The sequence below is a fragment of the Streptomyces sp. NPDC020742 genome, from assembly GCF_040641675.1.
Lineage (GTDB): Bacteria > Actinomycetota > Actinomycetes > Streptomycetales > Streptomycetaceae > Streptomyces.
Genome location: NZ_JBFAEA010000031.1, coordinates 25,714 through 44,929 on the forward strand (window position 1 = coordinate 25,714; position 19,216 = coordinate 44,929).

Below are 19,216 nucleotides of genomic sequence, written 5' to 3' on the forward strand. Positions count from 1 at the left end.
CTCGCTCCCCGCCGCACGCGCACCGCGCAGCGGAGTCGTCCGGGCACGCGGGTGACTCTTCCACCGCCGATTATTCCGGTCCGGGAGGGGCGCGGTGGGCTGTTGGGACGGCTCGTGGGGCGGCAGGCGGATCACACCGCGGGGACCGGGCCCGCCCGTGACGGATCACACCGGGAGCGAGCTCGGTTCCCGCGGTTCCTGTCCGCCACCCTCACCACTCGGCGAACGCCCCGTCCGCAGAGCGCCACACGGGGTTCCGCCAGGCGTGCCCCCGCTGGTCCGCGGCGCGTACGGCGGCCTCGTCCACCTCGACACCGAGGCCGGGCCGGTCGGTCCGCAGGAACGACCCGCCGTGGAAGCGGAACGGTTCCGAGTCCGTGACGTAGTCCAGCAGCTCGGCGTCCCGGTGGTAGTGGATGCCGATGGACTGCTCCTGGATCAGGAAGTTCGGGGTGGTGAAGGCGACTTGGAGACTGGCGGCCAGCGCCACCGGGCCGAGCGGACAGTGCGGGGCGAGCTGCGCGCCGTACGCCTCGGCCAGCGCGGCGATCCGGCGCAGCTCGGAGATGCCGCCGGCGTGCGAGATGTCCGGCTGGAGGACCGCGACACCGGCAGCCAGCGGGGCCAGGAACTCCTGGCGGGTGAAGAGACGTTCACCGAGTGCGAGGGGGATGTTGGAGGCGTTGACGAGATCAGGGAGGGCCTGCACGTACTCGGGGAGCACCGGTTCCTCGACGAACATCGGCGCGTGCTCGACGAGGAGGGGGAGCAGCCTGCGGGCATTGGCGGGGGAGACCCGGCCGTGGAAGTCGAGTCCGAAGTCCCTGTCCTCACCGAGGACTTCACGGGCGGTTTCGGCCCGGAGCAGACATGCGCGTACTTCGGCGCGGGTCGCCACCGGGCTCATCCGGCCGCAGCCGTTCATCTTGACGGCCGTGAAGCCCGCTTCGACCTGCGCGGCAATCGCCTCGCGGACGGCCTGCGGCTCGTCGCCGCCGACCCAGGCATAGGCGCGGACCTCCTCCCGTACCGGCCCGCCCAACAACTGGTGGACGGGGACCCCGTACGCCTTCCCCTTGATGTCCCACAGCGCCTGGTCCAGGCCGGCGACGGCGGAGGAGAGGACCGGCCCGCCCCGGTAGAACCCGCCCTTGGTCATGACCTGCCAGTGGTCCTCGATCCGTGCCGGATCCTGGCCCAGCAGGTACTCGGACAGCACCTCCACGGCCGCCCGCACCGGCTCGGCCCGCCCTTCGACCACCGGCTCACCCCACCCGACCAGGCCCTCATCGGTCTCCACCCGTACGAACATCCAGCGCGGCGGGGCGAGGAACGTCTCGATGCGGCTGACCTTCATGGACCGGGACCGTCCTCTCGACGCGTGGGCAGCGGAAACACTCGGCGTTGCGGGAGCGCTCGGCGACACGCGCGCCGCCCCACCCCGTCTATGGATGCCCTCTACGGACGCCCTCTACGGACGCCCTCTACGGACGCCCTCTACGGACGCCCTCTATGGACGCCCTCTATGGACGTCTCTATGGACGGCCCTCTACGCATGACCTCTAGGAATGCCGTCTACGGATGCTCCTGTGCCGACAGGTCCAGCAGTTCGAGCATCGCCATGTACGCGCCGTCGACGTCCCGATCCCGTACGGCCTCGACGACGGCGGCGTGCGGCGCATGGGGGTGAGCGCAGGCGCCATTGGCGGCGAGCACGGCCCGGTCGCGCTCGATGAGCACCGGAACGATCACCTTGTGCATCTGCGCGTAGAAGCGGTTGTTCGACGCGACCAGCAGCGCCGTGTGAAAGGACGCGTCGGCCTGCAGGAGCAGCGCCGGATCGTCGTCCTCGGTCACGGCCATGGTGCGCAACGCGGCGTCCAGCGTGGCCAGATCGTCCTCCGTGCGGCGCTCCGCGGCCAGTGCGGCGGCGGCCGGCTCGATGGAGCGCCGCAGTTCGAGCACATCGGCGAAGAAGTCGGAGGACGCCCCGGCGGCGAGCTTCCAGCGCAAGACATCCGTGTCCAGGAGGTTCCACTCCTCCCGGGGCAGGACGAACGTGCCACGGTTCGGGTGGGTGCCGAGGAGGCCCTTGGTGGTCAACACCTTGATCGACTCGCGCAGTACGGTCTGGCTGACGTCCAGCTCCGCCATCAGATCGGGCATGACCAGAGTTTCGCCCTCGCCGTAGGTGCCCTTGAAGATCCGCTGGGCGAGTGCTTCGACCGCCGCGTTGTGAACCCCGTGGCCCTCGGTGGAGGCGGGGTGCCCCGACCGGCTCATGTGCTGCTCCTTGCTGACGTTCCCCATGATCTCCCCCCCGCCCCGGGGGTCTCCCCCTCTTGGGAGTCCACCCCAAGCCCGTGCGCCGGCACCGTCCCCGTCCGCCTCCGTCCGCCCCGTCCGTCTTGGGCACCGTGCACACCCTTGGCACCACCCGCACCACCCGCATCGCCGCACTCCCGCACGCCGCCCTCCGATATCGGCGCACTCCCGTACGGGCGCACTTCCCTGTCGGCCATATCGGCGCACCCCCGTACCGTCGCGGCCGCCGGGGCGTACCGAGCACCCCAATCCCACCTCGGTACGCCCCGACGTCTTTCCCGCCCGGGCTCATGGCGCCCCGGTGCGTGCGTGCGGACCCGCGGCTCACGACTCCTTGGTGCCAGTGCCAGTGCCAGTGCCAGTGCCAGTGCTGGTGCCGGTGCCGGCGCTGGTGTTGCCGGGGCTGCTTCTGTCGCTCCGTGCGCCGGCACCATGCACCTCGGCGTCCGCGCCCCTGCGCGTGATGCTGCTGCTGGTGCCGGGGCCGAAGGAACCCAGTCCGGCATGCGGGGCGCCCTGCATCTTGAGGCGGGCCCACTGGCGTCCGGCCGTCATCCCGGATACCGGATGCCACTCGCCGCGGTCGAAGCGCTCGGCTTCCTCGGGGTGCCGGGCCCGCCAGTACGGGTTTTCGTACGAGAGGCCACCGCTGACCCGCCCGTACATGCCGAAGACCAACAGCATCAGCCCGACCACAAAGCTGAACAGGACGTTCTGGATCCGGAAGGCGAGGAAGTTCGCGTTGGTCTGCAACAGCGCCAGATTCACGAACCCGCTCAGCAGGAAGAGGCCGCCGAACACCATGTTGAGGGTCGAGGCGAAGTTCCCGCCGATCACCATGCCGGCGAAGAGGATCACACCGACGATGATCGACAGCACGCTGAGGGCGCCATTGGTGTTCAGGGCGGCAACGGTGTCGCCGCCGGTGTCGAAGAAGCCGATGTGGTGGGTCATCCCGAGGACGCCGAATGCGATCAGTATCAGGCCCATCACCCCGGCGCCGATGCGGTAGACCTTGCTCAGCCCGTGGTCGACGGGCAGATGCTCGTCGAGCCGGGTGCGGTGGTGGTGCCCCTTGTCGCGGTGGAACCGCCCCATGGGCCCGTGCAGGGTATGGCCAGTAGCCCCAGTAGCCATATCCGGCCTCCTTCGCGCAGATGTGCCGCTGGGCCGTGTTCAATCTCCAGGATCCGCCCAGAGTGCGCGTAACGCCATTGCTCCGGAGGAAAACGTCTCCTCCGTGGAAACCCGACGAAAGCTCTTCACCTGCCCGAATGCGGGTAAAACGCCTCTCCCCTACTCCCAGGTCCGGTCCGGACCCCGGGGCGTCCGCGGCTACCTGGCCACCTGCTCCCGTGCGCTACCGAGGGCCCCGTGACCGCCGGCTGCCGGCCCTCAGCCCGCCGACCCCGCCGTGCCCCGGGTCTCCCGGATCTCCTGCACCACCCGGCTGGCCGCCTGCCGTACCGCCTCGGTCTCGGTCAGGAAGTGCCACCAGTCCGGATGCCGCCCCTCCAGGCCCTCTACGGCACGGTCCAGCCGCGCCACCGCGTCGTCCAACGGGCGGGCGTGCCGCGGATCGGGGGTGCTGCGCCCGGTCATCGCCAGCCGCTGGGCGTCGCGGATCGCGAACCGCGTCCGGTCGATCTCCTGCTGCCGGTCGAACGACACCGCATCGAGCCGTTGCAGCCGGTCACCGGCGGCCGACACCGCGTCGTCCGTGCCGTCCAGCAGCGCCCGTACGGTCGCCAGCAGGCTCGTGGCATCCGCCCAGCGCTGCTCGTCCCGTGCCTGCTGCGCCTCCCGCAGTTTGGCCTCGGCCTGCCGTACGGACTGCACGGCCTGCTCCGGCACGTGCTGGAGGTCCTGCCAGCACGCCGCGCTGTAGCGCCGCCGCAGCTCGCTGAGGGTCGGGTCGACCTTCTCCGCCCGGGTCGTGATGGCCTGCGCCCGGGTGCGCAGCGACACCAGCCGCTTTCCGATCTCCGCGGCCCGCGCCGGCAGCTGCTCGGCCTCGGCCCGTACACCCTCGGCCTTGCGCAGTACGTCGTCGGCGCGCCGGATCGTCTCCGGTACGCCGTGCTGCCCGGCACCCTGGTTGAGCTTGGTCAGCTCCGGTCCCAGGGCGGCGAGGCGAGCGGCCAGCTCGTCCGCGCGCAGGCCCTGCGCCCGTACCGCGTCCAGTGCACCGCTCGCCGCCAGCAACGCCTGACGGGCCTGCTCCACGGCCGGCGCCAGCCGCGCCAGCTGGGTCTCGGCGGACTGCAGCAGCGGACCCAGGCTCTGGGCGAAGCGCTCCAGCTCGCTCTTGACGCGGTCCAGTTCCTCCTTGGCCCGGGTCAGATCGGCCCGAGCCCGTGCGGCCGCGCCGCCGTCGAGATCATCACGGTCCAGATCGTGGGAATCGACCGCGGTGATGTACCGCTGGCTGACCTCATCGATCCGCCGCCCGAAGCCTTCGTAGTCCGCCGCGGCCCGCCGGGCCTGCGGGGAGCTGTCCACAGCGGTGATCGCCTCTATGGAGATCCGCAGATCCCGTTGGGCGGTGTCCAGCTCGTAGAACGCCGCCGCCGCGGCATCCTTCGCGGACTGCGCATCGGCCCGCTGACTCTCCCCGCGCCCGAACCAGCGCCGGGTCCCGCCGCCCGCAAACGCCATCGGCGCCAGCGTCACCAACAACGGCAGCGGCAGCAGTACGAGCCCCAGCGCATCCCGGACCGGACCTCCCCGCGCACGACGGCGTTCTCGCTGCTCAAGCCGCTGCGTGTAGGTCGCCGCCACGTCCCTCTCCCGATCGGATCGCCCCAGGGTCGGATGTCATTCTCCCACTCACCCGAAACGAACACAGCGGCCGGTAAGTTCGCGGTTCGAGTACGGGTTTGCAGTCCAGCCCCGCAGGCAAGGTAGTCTGTCGGCTCGGCCAGGGCGCATAGCTCAGCGGTAGAGCGCTGCTCTTACAAAGCAGATGTCACAGGTTCGAATCCTGTTGTGCCCACAGAGAAATAGCAGGTCAGAGGCCCCTCCACGCGGATGCGCGGAGGGGCCTCTGCGCGGCGGTACGCATGCAATACACGTCGGCGCGGTCAGGCCGCCGCTTCCAGTGCCGATTCTGCTCCTGCTCCGGCTCGGCGAGCGCTTTGGCTGTCTTGCGTGGCTTCGTCTCTGCCTTCTTCGCCTTCGCTTTGGCCAGGTCCGCAACTCGCGATTCTTGGCCTCAAGCCCTCACCCCATTACCACGTGACCGGGAGCTCGTAGACCCCGTAGATGACTGCGTCGTACTTGAAGGGGAGCTGCTCCAGGTCCGTCGTCACACGCAGGGTGGGGATGCGTCGGAAGAGGGTGGGGTAGACCACTTGTAGTTCCATCCTGGCCAGTGGCTGGCCGACGCAGTGGTGGGTGCCGGCGCCGAACGCCTGGTGCCGGCGGGCGTCGCGGGTGATGTCCAGCCGGTCCGGAGCAGGGAAGACGGAAGGGTCCCGGTTGGCCAGCTCGCCGAGCAGGATCACGCCCTCACCGGCGCGGATGGTCCGGCCGGCGATCTCGATGTTCTCCAGCGCCGTCCTGCGGCGCCCGAGGTGCACGATAGAGAGGTAGCGCAGCAGCTCCTCCACCGCAGAGACGATTACCTTGGGGTCGTCGGTCTCGCGGATGAGGGCGAGCTGGTCGGGGTGCTGGAGCAGCAGCAGGGTGCCCAGGGTGATCATGTTCGCTGTGGTCTCGTGGCCGCCGAGCAGCAGCAGCACGCCCATCGCAGCGGCTTCGCGGCGGGTCAGCTCTCCGGCCTTGATCTGCTCGCTGAACCGGGAGAGCAGGTCGTCGCCGGGCTTGGCGAGCTTCTCGCCGACCAAGTGATCGAGATACTCGGCCAGGTTGGTGTGGGCGGCATGCCGCACCTCGGGGGTGGCGACGGCGGAGATGATGTCCTTGCTGTTGGTCTGGAAGAAGTCGTGGTCTTCGTAGGGCACGCCGAGCAGTTCGGAGATGACCAGGGAGGGAATCGGCAGCGCGAGTGCCTGGACCAGGTCGGCGGGATTCGGCCCGGCGAGCATGCGGTCGATGAAGCTGTCCACCATCTCCTGCACGACGGGGCGCATCGCCTCGACCCGTTTGAGGGTGAAGGCACCGCTGACCATGCGGCGCAGCCGGGCGTGTTCCGGATCGTCGAGGCCGACGAAGCTCAGGTCGGGTCCCCCCTGGTGCCGGTGGGCGTAGGGGGCGGGGGCGACCGGGCTGGGGAAACCTGGGTGGGAGAAGACCGCGCTCAGCCGGGGGTCGGCGAGCAGGGACTTCTGCTCGGCGTGGCTGGTCACCACCCAGGGAGTGCTGTCGCCCCAGGAGCGGACTTTGGTCAGCGGACCGTACTGCTCCAGGCTGCGCATCTCCGGTGACGGATCGAAAGGGCAGACACCGGAACGCGGTGGGGGGAAGTCGGGGATCTCGGCCGAGGCGGCGTCGGCGTCAGGCGCGGTGGTCATGGTCGTCCTCCAGGGGGCGGTCAGGGGTGGGCCGAGAATCCGTCCGCGCGTGCGGCGGGGGAGTGCTTGGCGGTGCGGAGACGACGAGAAGCGAGGGCCGGTGCTACTGGCCGCCGTCGACCGGCTTGCCCGCAGGAAGCGGGAGTTGAGCCGAGGCGGTGTCTGCGTCCTCTGAACGGGCCGTCCTACGAAGGGGGATGGTGAGGGCGATGGCCACGGCTGCGAGGGCGACGCCGCAACCGAGCAGCATGCCGGTGCGGAAGCCGCTCTCAGAGGGCAGCGCCCGGCCGCCGATCTGCACGGTCATCTGAGTGAGCATGATCCCGACGACTGCGGCGGCGATGGAGGTGCCGACCGAGCGCATCAGCGTGTTGAAGCTGTTGGCCGAGGCGGTTTCCGACTGCGGCACCCCGCTCATGATGAGAGCGGGCATGGCGCCGTAGGTCAAGGCGACGCCGGTGTTGCAGATGCAGGTGACGATCAGCAGGCCCCAGGTCGATCCCATCAGGACCATGGACGAGCCGTAGCCAAGGGCGATGACGAGACTTCCGACGGCGAGGGTCGTCTTCGGAGTGCGGGCGGCGGACAGCTTCGCACCCAAGGGTGATACGAGCATCATCATCAGACCGGAAGGGGCCATCCACAAGCCGGTGGCCTGCATGGACTGGCCCAGACCGTAGCCGGTTTCGCTGGGCAGCTGTAGGAGTTGCGGCACGATGAGGGCCGCGGCGTACATCGAGAAGGCGACGACGATCGAGGCCGCGTTGGTCACAAGGACCTGCGGACGAGCGGCGACGCGCAAGTCGACCAGCGGAGCGGGGCTGCGCAGCTCCCACCGGGCCCACACGGCGAGGACGACCGGCGCCGCGATCAGGAGTCCGAGGGTCGGGGCACTGGACCATCCCCAGTCGGCGCCCTTGGAGACGCCAAGCAGGAGACAGACAAGTCCGGTACCGAGGCCCAGCGCTCCTACTGTGTCGAAGCTGCCCTTGGCCAGAGCGGGCGTGGCGGGTATCAGAAACCAGATCAGTACGCCGACGAGCGCACCGAGACCCGCGGAGACCCAGAACAGGACGCGCCAGTCAGCGTGTTCGGCGACGGCAGCGGCGAACGGCAGGCCGAGCGCGCCGCCGATGCCGAGCGAGGAACTGATCAGCGCGATGGAAGAGCCGAGCCGCTCGGGCGGCATGAGGTCACGCAGTGCGCTGATGCCCAGGGCCACGATGCCCATGCCCATGCCCTGCAGGCCCCGACCGATGATCATCGGCGCGAGGGAGTCGGCGAGGGCGCAGAGCACGGAGCCTGCGACGAGCGGAACACAGCAGGCGAGAAGGATCCGACGCTTGCCGTACAGGTCACCGAGGCGGCCGCTCGCAGGGGTGGTGACGGCCCCGGCCAGCAGGGTGGCGGTGACCGCCCACGAGGTATTGGAGGCCGAGGTGTGGAGCAGGGCCGGCAGTTCGCCGAGCAGCGGAACCACCAGGGTCTGCATGAGGGCGGCAACGATGCTGGCCAGGGCCAGCACGCCCACGACCGCGTTGGGGCGGTGGGCGGATTGCGGGGGAGTCATGTGTTCCTTCTGCGCCTGAATGACGTGTGAGTCGGCTTCGCATCATCAAGTTCGGCTATGCCGAACGTCGTTGACCTATGCGTGGTTGTGCGGGGCGGGGTGGGGCTGTGGCAGCCCCACCCCGCTGTCCTCACAGGCTCGGCACAGGCGTGTGCGCGTTTCCGTCGACGAGGACCTGCCGGTGCAGGCGGGTCTGTCTGGGCATGTTCCAGCCGAGTACGCCAGTTGCTTGACCCGCCTGCGAGTAGCGGGCGACGAACCGGTGATCTCGTTCGCTACCTTCCACGACGGTCACTTCGGCACCCGGCGACGGCATCCCGTAGACCTGGATCTTCGCGTTGAACTGGTCGGTCCAGAAGTATGGGACGGGCGTGTAGGGCCGGTTCTCGCCGAGGATGTTCGCTGCGACCACTGCTGTCTGCTCGACGGCGTTCGTGCGGTTCTCCAGCCGGAGCGAGCTGCCCAAAGTGTCGTGATGCCAGCGGGCCACGTCGCCGACGGCGTAGATTCCGTCCGCCGCGCGGCAGTAGGAGTCGCACACCACTCCGTCCTCCACTCGCAGGCCGCTCCCGGTCAGCCATTCGGTAGCCGGGGTGCAGCCGATCGCCACCACGACCACGTCGGCGGGCAGGGTCTCGCCACTCGGCAGCCGCACGCCGCTGACCCGCCGCTGATGTGACGTCAGGCCGGCGACCGCGGTGCCGTTCAGGAGGCGCACGCCGCGTTGGGTGTGAAGCTCGGCGAGCACGCCGGCAACCTGAGGGCCCAGCTGGTCGGCCATCGGCGCCGCCTGAGGACCTACCAGGGTGACGGTCGGGCCCATTTCCCTTGCTGTAGCGGCGATCTCTGCGCCGAGCACGCCGTTTCCGACCACCACGACTCTCCCCCTGGGGACACCTCCCCGCGGTAGCTGGGGGACTTCGGCCGGGGGGACCCCCGTGGCCCCCAGCAAAGCGCTCCGCAGCGCCGCGGCGTCGTCCAGCGTGCGCAGCACATGAACGCCGCGCAGGTCCTCTTGGCCGGGCAGCATGCGGGGGCGCAGCCCGGTGGCCACGACGATGGCGTCGGCGCTCAGTGTGCGTCCGGAGGCGGTGCGGACGGTGCGGGCCGTCGCGTCGAGGGCAACAGCTGCGTCGCCGAGCAGGAACTCGGCATCCAGGGCGTCCAGCACCTCCTGGGTGCGCAGCTGTGTCCGTTCGGGTTCCCAGGCGCCGGAGAGGACCTGCTTCGACAGCGGCGGCCGGTCGTACGGCAGTCTGGATTCGGCGCCCAGGACGGTCAGGCGGCCCTGGTAGCCCTTGCGGCGGAGGGCCTCTGCTGTGCCGAGGCCGGCGGCGGAGGCGCCGATCACCAGCACATGCTCGGGTGCGCTCACGAGTTCTCGCCGAGGTGGATGGCGGCGGCAGGGCATACGCTGGCGGATTCACGGACGGCCGCGTGCTGCTCCTCGGGCGGTTCGGCGTCAAGCAGGATGACGATGCCGTCGTCGTCCCGCTGATCGAACACCTCGGGCGCAATCAGCACGCATTGCCCGGCGCCGCAGCACTTCACTTCGTCCACGGTGATCTTCATGGTCCGGTGTTCTCCAGGTGGTTGCGGGGGGAGGTGACAGGTGCGGTGAGCAGGCCGACGATCGCGTCGGAGAGTGCGTCGGCCGTGCGCTCCCACGAGGAGTGCAGCGGCGCACCGCCCTCGGCCAGGGCGCGCTCCTGTTCCGCGCAGGTGTGGATGATCAGATGGCGGGCCATGTCCCCGCGTGCGGCCCGCACTTGTGCCGACAGCGTGTGGAGGCAGCGGCCCAGACCGTCAAGGGTCTGTCCCAGATGTGGCCTGACAAGGGCCCCGTCGGTGATGATCGCGCGCATCAGAGGGTCGGCCATGACCTGGACGGCGAAGCGGGCGTGCCAGGAAGGGGTGCCGAGCGAGCCCATATGTTCCGTTACGGGGCGCACCAGGCAGTCGACCCAGTGCCGGATGTCGTGGCTGTCGCCGACCGCCTCCACGTACCGCTGCCGGATCCGATCGGCTTCCTCGCCATGCTTGACCATGATGGCGCGCACCAGGCCGGCCTTGCTGCCGAAGTGATAACTGACGGCGGTGACATTGCCCTGCCCTGCTGCCTCACCGATTTGGCGGTTCGACACGGCGGACAGCCCGTGCTCGGCGAAGAGTCTCTCTGCGGCTGACATGATCGCCTCGCGCGTCTCGGCGACGCGATCGGCCCGAGCGGTTCGACCGCTGCCGCCGCTCACCAGGTCACCGGCAGTTCACGCAGCGGGGTGGTCAGCAGCCCCTCGTGGCGGCGCAGGTCCTTGACAGCGACCCCGAGGTCGAGTGTGGGCAACCGGCGCAGCAGGACAGTGAGCACAACCTGCAACTCGGTGCGGGCCAGCGGCTGCCCGAGGCAGGAGTGCGGACCGGCACCGAAGGCGAGATGCGGATTGGGGGTACGGCCCAGGTCCATGTCGTCCGCGCCCTCCCAGGCGCTCTCGTCGCGGTTGGCCGCGGCCATGCTGCACACCACGGTGGTGCCGCGGGGCACCACTCCGCCGGAGAGCTCGGTGTCCTCGTGCACGTACCGCAGCATGCCGAAGCCGCTGCCGTTCGGGTCGAATCGGAGCACCTCCTCCACCGCCGGCCGGATCAGCGAAAGGTCGGCCAGCAACCGCTCCCAGCGCCGACGGTCGGACAGCAGATGGGCCACCATCATGGCGATGAAGCCCGCAGTGGTCTCATGGCCCGCCAGCAGCAGCGCCTGCCCGGTGGCCACCAGGCCGGCTTCGGACATGGGCTCGCCCTCGGCGTCGGTGCCGTCCATGAGAAGGCTGAGGAGGTCGTCTCCCGGCTGTGCGCGCTTTTCGGCGATCAGGCTGGACATGTACCCGGCGAAGTCCTGATGCGCCGCTGCCGTCTCGGCCCGCGTGTACCGGGTCGTGTTCAAGAAGGTGTCGGACCAGCTCTTGAACCTGTCCCGGTCGCTTTCCGGCACGCCGAGCATGCTGCAGATCACGAGCACCGGAAGAGGGAAGGCCAAGTGCGTCACCAGGTCCGCCGGCCGGCCGTGTTCCAGCATCTCGTCGATGAGCTGGTCGGTCATGGCCTCCATGGCCGGCCGCAGCGCTGACATCCGCTTCGCCGTGAACCACTTGCTGACCATGCGCCGCCACCGCTCGTGGCCCTCGGCGTTGAGCGCCTTCGCCATCGGGCTGCTGAAAATGCTCTCCGAGTCACCGGCCGCCACGCGGGCGGCGTCGGGCAAGGCCAGCCCCTCGCGACTCAGGCGCGGGTCGGAAAGCGCTGTCTTCACGTCCTCGTATCGAGTCAGCAGCGCAGCCTCGTCACCGCTCGGCAACGTCACGCGCGCCACCGGGCATTTCTGCCGAAGCTCCGCCCACTGCTCCGGCGGCTCCAGCGCCGCCGGAGCGGCGATCGGGTAGCTGAACGACTCGGTGTCCCGGGCTTGGGTCACTTGCGGCCTCCACGGCTCAGTGATTCGGGCGGTTGTATCGGAGTCAATCCCAATCCCTGTCGTAAGTCAATCGACTGACTTACGAATCTCGCATGGGTGGAGTCGTCGCGGCGGTTGGTGAATCTCTCGTCCTTCGGTTTCCTCGATGGGGCGGTGACCTGGTCGGGGAACGCGTTGGTCGGGCCTCGGTAGCCTTCGTTGACCTCTGCCTTGACGTTGGGGTGGAGGCGGAACTGTTCGGCGATGCCCTCGGTGCGCACGGTGGTCTGATCGTGCATGCGGCCTGGCCGGGCCGCCCCGGAGACGGTGGTGCGGTCCACTCCGTACGTCTGAGCCAGCGCGGTGTGAGGCAGGCCGAGCCGGAGTGCGACGAGGGTGACCAGGAGCCGGTCGGTGAAGACCAGGCGTCGGTTGGGGCCGGCCCCGGCGGCATGTCGGCGCTCCCTGCCCCGGCGCTCGCGCAGTGCCGATTCGCGGCTGGACTCCCATCTGGGTGCCGGTTCTTAGATCAGCTCGCCAAGATGTACGCGGGAGAGGAGCAGGAGTGCGAGCGCGCCCGTCAGGCCAGGGTGGGAACAGGCCGCACGGGCCCAGTCAGCTTCACAACCTGCTGATCCCGTACGGCCGTTGCCCGGTTAAGGTCATCGTGCCTCTTCCTCCCGGGGGTGTCGCCGGTCGGCGTCCTGCCACGGGAACGGGGCGAGCTCGGGCTCGAGCCAGCCGGTCCTTGCCTGTGGGCAGGGCAGCGTTGCCGGACGGTAGAAACGTGGCGAAGCGCCAGTCGGCCGGCGCGCGGCAGCCGTGGGACGCAGTCGCAGTCCTGCCGGCAACCGAATGGGATCAGGCATCCTGAATTGTCCGTGCCCGTACTGGGGCGGCGCCACGGAGATGGTCTACGCAGCCGCACACCGTGTCAGGTGTGAGGGGCTGCGGGGGGAGTGTCTTCCGGGGGAGGGCTGCCAGGTGCTTCCCCAGGAACCAGTGCGCAACGCGCGATTGACCCTATAGGGCAGAGTCCGCATCGCCCTATGACCGGTCAGGAGGGGCGCTCCGCAGAAACGGATTCAGTACACATGAGGGCGGGAAGCACCGCGAACGCGTGAGAAGCTCTGCTGTGCGCGCTCAGTGTGCGACCTTCGTTCAGGAGGGCGTCCCTCTCCTGCTCAGTCAGCCTGTCAGCCCCACGTTACCCGTGCGGCCCGACGCCCACATGGTGTGCTCTCGGGAGATTGCGGATTCTGCCTGGTCGACGAATTTTCCCCACGACTCCGCGTCCGCAGATTCATCCGTAAGGGAGAGAATGTGTCTGATCTCCCGGGCGGTCAGGCTATATGCAGAGGCTTCTGTCTCCAGACGCTGTGCCTGGAACCATGCGGTGATTCCGGCAACTCCCGCACTGACGACACCGAGTAGATCGATGGAAACCGCGCCGTATGCCTTCACCGCACCGGCGACGACTCCGAGCATCTCCCCAACGAGAGCAATACTCCGCCAAGTACGGGACTGCCTATCTCGCAGTTTGGCCATCCGTGCATACCACTCGACTTGTTCCGTCAGGCGATTGCTTTTGTAGGTCTCGATCCTCTCGTCCCTACTGGCGGCACGGCAGCGTTCCATCGCCTCGTTGACGTCGAGTCCGGCCGACACATCGACGATATCGAGACCAAGGCTGATCTCTCGGAGTCTGTTGATGAAGAGACGCCGGGCCTCGGCTGCAGGCATGGATTCAGGAAAGGGTTCTCCACACACCGCGTAGCGCCAAGCGAGCGTCTTGCACGATTCGGCGGCGGCCCGGCACTCGTACCAGCGCCGCTCATCTCGTTGCTCCACGATGTAGAGCCGAACCAAGATGGAGGAAATGAAGGCCAAGGCGGCAACAAATCCTGCCCAGTCGATCCCGTTACTGCCGAATTTGATCGTCGTGGCACCGACGGCTGCCGCCAAGAACAATAGAAGCAGCGTCAGGCGGAGTTGACCGAAATAGCGGCGTTTTGAGCGTATGGAGCCAGTGTCGGCATCTTGGAAAAAGGGCGGAAGCTGATGCCAGGTGAAGCTGTCGCTGCCAGGGCCAGTCATCGGACTTCCTTGAGTAGGTAGGACAGTCAACACGCCATGCTAGCCGACTAGTTGATGCTGCTGCGGCGGAAATCCCGCTCTTCCTTGTTGACGGTCGGCCAGGCTGGCTCCGGCGCGTCGCGGAAATGGCCCGTCCGAGCCGCACCGGCCTGGCTTCGACCGCCTGATTCGCTCGTCGACATGATCGCCAACTGGGCCGCCCCGCTGTCCGGTGAGAAGACCAGTCCGGTGCATCGCGGCGTTGGGGTTTGTGTGTTTTGGGGTTTGATTGGTTCGGGGATGGCGAAGGCCCAGGCTGCCCGGGGTTGGTCGGGAGGCCTGGGCCTTGGGTGTTTTCAGCGGGCGGTCAGGAGTCCGGGGTGCGGGAGGTGGGGGGTGTCGGTGGGGTGGTTGCCGTGGGGGTGTGTCGGGCGCGCTGCTCCCAGCGCCTTTCGACGCCGGCGAGTCGCCAGTACGCCAGTGCCGCGGCCCACACCACCAGGAACAGGCCGACGATGATGAAGCCGGCATTGTCGAGGTTGAGGCCCGAGACCCAGTCGGTCAGCGGGTCGTTGAGGGAGAGCTTGTCGTGCAGCACGGTCACCAGCTCGATCGTGCCGATGAAGAACGCGACGGCGATCGACAGGCCGGTGATGGTGAGGTTGTAGTAGACCTTGCGCACCGGGTTGGAGAACGCCCACTGATAGGCGAAATTCATAAAGGTGCCGTCGAGGGTGTCGAACAGGCTCATTCCGGCGGCGAAGAGCAGCGGCAGACACAGGATGGCGTACCAGGGGAGACCGGCCGCCGCCCCGCTGCCCGCCATGACCATGAGGGTCACTTCGGTCGCGGTGTCGAAGCCGAGCCCGAAGAGGAAGCCGAGCGGGAACATCTGGCCGGGGCGGGATATGGAGCGGGTGAAGCGTCCCAGGAAGCGGTTCATGAAGCCGCGTGAATCGAGGCGCTGTTCCAGTTCCGCCTCGTCGTACTGGCCGTCGCGCATCCCGCGGAAGACGCGCCAGATGCCGGTCAGGGCGATGAGGTTGAGGGCGGCGATGAGGTAGAGGAAGCTGCCCGAGATCGTGGTGCCGATCGTGCCCAGGATCTGGTGGGTGCGGGATTGGTCGTTGAGGAGGATGCCCGCGAGGTGGGCACCGCCCGCCACGAGGGCGGCCATCACGACGACCACGCTGGAATGGCCGAGCGCGAACCAGAAGCCCACCGACACCGGTCGCTTGCCGTCGGCCATCAGCTTGCGGGTGGTGTTGTCGATCGCGGCGATGTGGTCGGCGTCGAAGGCGTGCCGCATGCCGAGGGTGTACGCGGTGACACCCAGTCCGACGCCGAAGACCTGGCTTCCGACGGAGTAGTGGTGTGGCACCACCAGGAGGAAGAGCACGCCGAAGGCAACGACGTGCAGCCCGGCTATGACGGCCATCAGTCCCGCGGTACGGACGGTGTCCTGCCGGCGCCAGCGGAAGCTGGTGGGGGCAGGGGTGTTCGGGGTATCGGTGGACAGGGCCATCCGGCGGTCACGCTCCAGCACCTCGTGGATCAACTCGTGAGATGCCGTGGCCGGTCTCCTGGCTTACGGGTGCCCGCGTCCGTCCCCGCCTTCCCGGCCGCAGGGTGCGGTCAGTGGCGCCGTATGCGCGCCGTGCGCATACGGAGAGGGATGGAAACTCCCCGATCACAGTGGCGAGGGCCGCTCCGGAATGGGACCACGAGGTCCGCCACCGGTCTTCCCGAACACCACGGCCCGGCCACTCTAACCGCCGGAGGGGAGGGGTGGGGTGTGGGGTGAGTCAGCGTCCGGGCCAGCCGGTCGAGGGGTCAGTATTCCAAGGCGGAGAGGAATGCGTGCAGTTCCTGGTCGTAGAGCGCGGTGTTCTCCAGGTTGACCATGTGGCCGGCCCCCGGTATGCGGACTCTTCGGGCGCCGGGGACGGCCAGTGCTATGGCATGGGCGTTGGCGGAGATGTCTCTGCTGTCGAGATCGCCGTCGAGGACGACCGTCGGCACCCGGATTTCGGTCAGACGGTCTGCGGCTCCGACCTCCAGCGGCATACCCGCGCCCACTCCATCGGCGTGCACCTCTACGTTGGCCGCGGCCGAGGCACGCATCCGCTCACGGAATCCCGGGTGCACGGCGGACGGTTCACGGTGCGGTCCGTCCACCCACATCCGTAGAAAGTGCTCGACGTAGCGCTCGGCGCCGTCCGGTGCGCCGATGGCCGCCACCTGTTCCCTGATGTGTTCCAGGACGAAGGGGTCGGTGAAGGGGCGGCCGCTGATGCCGGGGGAGGAGAGCGCGAGGGCGGTCACCCGCTCCGGGTGGGCTATGGCGGTGTCGAGTGCGACCCGCGCGCCATGGGAGAGGCCGACGAGGACGGCGCGGGGGACGTCGAGTGCGTCGAGCAGGGTGCACAGGTCGTCGTGGTTGGCGTAGTCCCCGGTCACCGTGGAGGACAGGCCGTGGCCGCGGAAGTCGTAGCGGATCGCGCGGAGGCCGGAGTTCACCAACCAGGCGAACTGCTCGTCCCACATGTGCTGGTCGAGCATGCCGCCGTGCAGCAGCACGACCGCGGGACCCGAGCCGGCCGTCTCGTAGAACAACTCGCCGTCGTCGATGGGCACCAGGCCGTTGTCTATCTCGGACCAGGCGGTGATGGCGCGGGTCATTCTTGGGACCGTCCTCTGTGTGTGCGATGCCGGGGAGCGGCGGGTGCAATGTCACTGCCGTCGCTATTGTCGCTACCGGTGTAAGTATCGCGATTGCCGTGACTGTCGGTTTCCTCCGGTGGAACGTGCGAGCCGTTCGCCAGGTGCCGGAATTCCTCGCCGAGTCGGTCGAGTACGTGCAGTGCGGTGTGGATGTCCTCGCTGGGCAGGTCAGCCAGGCGCTGCCGCAGCTCCGTGGTCTCGAAGGTCTGGATCCCGCGTATGGCGGCCGAGCCCTGGGCGGTGAGCTCGATCAGGGAGGAGCGGCGGTGTGCCGGGTTGGGGGCCGTCACTACCAGGCCCAGCTCCCTGGCGTGGTTCACCCAGCGCTGTACCGGCTGTCGGTCCAGCCCCATGGAACGCGCCAACTGGGGGACGGTGCGCGGGCCTTCGCTTTCCAGGGCGTCCAGCAGTGCGTGTTCGCCGGCTGTCATGCCGGTGTCCTTCAGTTCCCGCTCCACCGCGCGGACGACCGTGCGGTGCAGTGGCCAGAGGCGTCGGATGACGTCGTAGAGAAGGTCGCCGGTATGAGGTGGGTCTTCGGCCGGTTTGCGTTGCCTGGCGGTCCGTGCAGAGAGGCGGTTCGCGGTGGCCTCGGTGTCCGTGGCGTTCCCGCGCTCGTTGTTCTCGTTGTTCTCGTTGTTCTCGTTGCGTTCGGTGGCGTGGGGGTCGGTGATCCCCCCGGGGTCGGCTTCCGTGCCGTTCATGCCGAAACCGGCTTCGGTGATGTTCATTCGCATCCCCCTTCTGTGGTGCGCGCCGCTCTGTGGTGCGCACTCATGCTGACACTGTTGATGTCATGATGACATCGATGATGTCGTTTGAGAAGGGGGTGGATGCGGAAGGAAGTTGAGTGGGTGCGGCGGGAGAGTGTGGAAGCGAGGGGCGAGAAGCCCGGTGGTGAGGGAAAGGGAAGGCGGTGGCGCGGATGAAGGTCGGGTTGTTGCGTGCGGTCGGGGTGGCCACGGCGGTGTACGGAGTGGCGGTGACGGCGGTGCCTGACCTGCTGGCGCGGCCTTCGGGCCTGGTCGATGGGGAGGGGCGGACGGCACAGGACACCCGGACCTCACTGCGCCCGTTGGCGTGGCGGGATGCGGTGAGCGGGCTCGTACTCGCACTGGCGCCGGAGGGCCCCGCGCTGCGCACCGCCGCCTGCGTGCGGATCGCGGCGGACTTCGGGGATGCCGCGCTGCTGAGCCTCACGTTGCCCGGGCGGGACCGGAGGGTGAAGGCGGCCGTGGTGTCCGTGGGATGGGGTGCGCTGTCGGTGGTCGGTCTGCTCGCGGGTGGAGGTGGCCGACGGGGCGGTCAGGCGGCGGGTGTTGGCGCGTGACCGGAGGGGGGAGGGCTGGGGTGCGCGCGGTGTGAGGCCGGCTAGGTGCGAGAGGAGGGGAGGCGGAGGCGGCTGGGGAGGGCGGGCCAGGCGAGGGGGAAGGATCAGTCGGTCTGTGGGGGTGGGGCCTGTGTGGGGGTGAAGGTGATGACGAGGTCGGCGCGGTCGCGGGTTGCGGCTACCACGCGGGCGTTGGCCTCATCCGAGGTGTGGACGAAGTGCTCGGCGTCGGGGCGCGGGCGTCCGAAGCGCTCATGGCGGTCGATCAGGCGCCGGACCCGTTCCGGGGTGTCCAGGTCCACGTACCAGATCTCGTCGAGCAGGTTGCGTAGCGAGGACCAGGGGGCGGAATCGAGGAGGAGGTAGTTGCCCTCGGTGACGATGAGAGGGATGTGCGGTGCCACGGGGATGCTGCCGGCGACCGGCTCCTCGATGCGGCGGTCGAAGGCCGGTGCATAGACGGCGCTGTCCGGGGCCGCGTCCGGGGCCGGGGCGCGCAGGCGTGCTAGCAGTGCGGCGTAGCCGGCCGGGTCGAAGGTGTCGGGGGCGCCCTTGCGGTCCATGCGGCCGAGGCGGCGCAATTCGGCCTCGGCCAGATGGAAGCCGTCCATCGGGACGAGCGCTGCCCTGCCGGCCAACTCTGCGACCAGGTAGGCGGCGAGGGTGGACTTGCCGGCGCCGGGCGGACCTGTGATGCCGAGCAACCGACGGCGGGAGGGGGTCGCTTCGGTGGCGAGTTGGTGGGCACGGGAGAGGAGGTACCGAGGATCCATGGTGCGTCCATCGTGCCTGATCGTCGATGTGGAGGGGTGTGGTGCGGGCCGATGCCGAGGTCGGCGATGAGGTGGTGAGCGTGTGCGGGCCGCCGGTGGCGGTCCGCGAGGATGCCGGTGAGCGGCGCCGTCATGTGTGCAAGGCGGGTGTGGGACGGGGGTGTGGGTGCGGGCCTGTGGATGTAGGCGGGGGACTGTAGATGTGGGTGGGGACTGCGGACTTGGGCTTGAGCGGATGGATCTGGCGGGCCGGTGCCCTGGGGTCGCGCCTCGGCCCGTAACCGGGTGTTCTCGTGGGCATCGCGGCCGCGCCTCGGCCCGTGACCGGGTATGTCTCCTGGGGGGCGCGCCTCGACCCGTGACCGGGGCTGTCTCCGAAGGCCTGCGCCTCGGGCTGTAACGAGGGCTGCCTCCTGGGGCCGCGATCGGGTTGATCGGCTCCGGTCGGCATACCCCGGCCCGCCGGCGGGCCCGGGCCCAGCTTTGCTCTGAGGT

At 68.9% G+C, this 19,216-nt stretch carries 17 protein-coding genes, 1 tRNA gene and 1 riboswitch; of the genes, 2 read left to right on the forward strand and 16 right to left on the reverse strand.

The genetic code is table 11. From position 1 onward, the window contains the following. Positions 1–211 precede the first annotated feature (211 nt). From dgoD to AB0G84_RS32295, 4 genes are all read right to left on the reverse strand, one after another. A complete protein-coding gene (dgoD, locus tag AB0G84_RS32280; RefSeq protein WP_361328821.1) occupies positions 212–1,357 on the reverse strand; it encodes a galactonate dehydratase in 1,146 nt (381 codons plus the stop codon). Positions 1,358–1,575: 218 nt separating this feature from the next. After that, a complete protein-coding gene (locus AB0G84_RS32285; protein ID WP_361328824.1) occupies positions 1,576–2,283 on the reverse strand; it encodes a FadR/GntR family transcriptional regulator in 708 nt (235 codons plus the stop codon). Positions 2,284–2,649: 366 nt separating this feature from the next. Beyond that, positions 2,650–3,423: a DUF4383 domain-containing protein gene (locus tag AB0G84_RS32290; protein ID WP_361328827.1), complete on the reverse strand. Its 774-nt coding sequence runs from the start codon at positions 3,421–3,423 to the stop codon at positions 2,650–2,652. A 297-nt stretch (positions 3,424–3,720) separates the two neighbouring features. Continuing rightward, the gene (locus tag AB0G84_RS32295) at positions 3,721–4,983 is read right to left on the reverse strand and encodes a hypothetical protein (protein ID WP_361328912.1); all 1,263 of its coding nucleotides are present in this window, start codon (positions 4,981–4,983) and stop codon (positions 3,721–3,723) included. Positions 4,984–5,248: 265 nt separating this feature from the next. On the opposite strand from AB0G84_RS32295, the gene AB0G84_RS32300 reads away from it, so the two are divergent. Next, a tRNA-Val gene (locus tag AB0G84_RS32300) sits at positions 5,249–5,320 on the forward strand. 235 nt (positions 5,321–5,555) lie between these two features. Here AB0G84_RS32300 and AB0G84_RS32305 read toward each other — a convergent pair. From AB0G84_RS32305 to AB0G84_RS32355, 11 genes are all read right to left on the reverse strand, one after another. Next, entirely contained in the window at positions 5,556–6,800 is a 1,245-nt protein-coding gene (locus AB0G84_RS32305; protein WP_361328830.1) for a cytochrome P450, read from the reverse strand. 103 nt (positions 6,801–6,903) lie between these two features. Next, on the reverse strand, positions 6,904–8,370 hold the full coding sequence (locus tag AB0G84_RS32310; RefSeq protein WP_361328833.1) for an MFS transporter: 1,467 nt from the start codon (positions 8,368–8,370) through the stop codon (positions 6,904–6,906). A gap of 130 nt (positions 8,371–8,500) precedes the next feature. Continuing rightward, the gene (locus tag AB0G84_RS32315; RefSeq protein WP_361328836.1) at positions 8,501–9,781 is read right to left on the reverse strand and encodes an FAD-dependent oxidoreductase; all 1,281 of its coding nucleotides are present in this window, start codon (positions 9,779–9,781) and stop codon (positions 8,501–8,503) included. After that, the gene (locus AB0G84_RS32320) at positions 9,742–9,942 is read right to left on the reverse strand and encodes a ferredoxin (protein ID WP_361328839.1); all 201 of its coding nucleotides are present in this window, start codon (positions 9,940–9,942) and stop codon (positions 9,742–9,744) included. The genes AB0G84_RS32315 and AB0G84_RS32320 overlap by 40 nt, the downstream gene beginning before the upstream one ends. Then, entirely contained in the window at positions 9,939–10,559 is a 621-nt protein-coding gene (locus AB0G84_RS32325) for a helix-turn-helix domain-containing protein (protein ID WP_361328915.1), read from the reverse strand. Before AB0G84_RS32325 ends, AB0G84_RS32320 begins: the two co-directional genes overlap by 4 nt. A gap of 59 nt (positions 10,560–10,618) precedes the next feature. Then, the gene (locus AB0G84_RS32330) at positions 10,619–11,839 is read right to left on the reverse strand and encodes a cytochrome P450 (RefSeq protein ID WP_361328841.1); all 1,221 of its coding nucleotides are present in this window, start codon (positions 11,837–11,839) and stop codon (positions 10,619–10,621) included. Beyond that, positions 11,836–12,303 carry a transposase family protein gene (locus AB0G84_RS32335; protein ID WP_361328918.1) on the reverse strand — a complete coding sequence of 156 codons (468 nt, stop codon included), beginning with the start codon at positions 12,301–12,303 and terminating at the stop codon, positions 11,836–11,838. The genes AB0G84_RS32330 and AB0G84_RS32335 overlap by 4 nt, the downstream gene beginning before the upstream one ends. Positions 12,304–13,006: 703 nt before the next feature. Further along, complete coding sequence (locus AB0G84_RS32340) at positions 13,007–13,915, reverse strand: DUF4231 domain-containing protein (RefSeq protein WP_361328844.1); 909 nt, start codon at positions 13,913–13,915, stop codon at positions 13,007–13,009. Positions 13,916–14,261: 346 nt separating this feature from the next. Beyond that, complete coding sequence (locus AB0G84_RS32345; protein ID WP_361328921.1) at positions 14,262–15,419, reverse strand: HoxN/HupN/NixA family nickel/cobalt transporter; 1,158 nt, start codon at positions 15,417–15,419, stop codon at positions 14,262–14,264. A 30-nt stretch (positions 15,420–15,449) separates the two neighbouring features. Continuing rightward, positions 15,450–15,666, reverse strand: a riboswitch (cobalamin riboswitch). Positions 15,667–15,727: 61 nt separating this feature from the next. Beyond that, positions 15,728–16,576, reverse strand: a complete 849-nt coding sequence (locus tag AB0G84_RS32350; RefSeq protein WP_361328847.1) for an alpha/beta hydrolase — start codon at positions 16,574–16,576, stop codon at positions 15,728–15,730. Next, positions 16,573–17,349, reverse strand: a complete 777-nt coding sequence (locus AB0G84_RS32355) for a MarR family winged helix-turn-helix transcriptional regulator (protein WP_361328850.1) — start codon at positions 17,347–17,349, stop codon at positions 16,573–16,575. Before AB0G84_RS32355 ends, AB0G84_RS32350 begins: the two co-directional genes overlap by 4 nt. Before the next feature lie 194 nt (positions 17,350–17,543). Here AB0G84_RS32355 and AB0G84_RS32360 point away from each other — a divergent pair, with 194 nt between their 5' ends. Further along, entirely contained in the window at positions 17,544–17,948 is a 405-nt protein-coding gene (locus tag AB0G84_RS32360; protein ID WP_361328924.1) for a hypothetical protein, read from the forward strand. 104 nt (positions 17,949–18,052) lie between these two features. Here AB0G84_RS32360 and AB0G84_RS32365 read toward each other — a convergent pair whose 3' ends face one another. Beyond that, the gene (locus AB0G84_RS32365; RefSeq protein ID WP_361328853.1) at positions 18,053–18,721 is read right to left on the reverse strand and encodes a nucleoside/nucleotide kinase family protein; all 669 of its coding nucleotides are present in this window, start codon (positions 18,719–18,721) and stop codon (positions 18,053–18,055) included. Positions 18,722–19,216 lie beyond the last annotated feature (495 nt).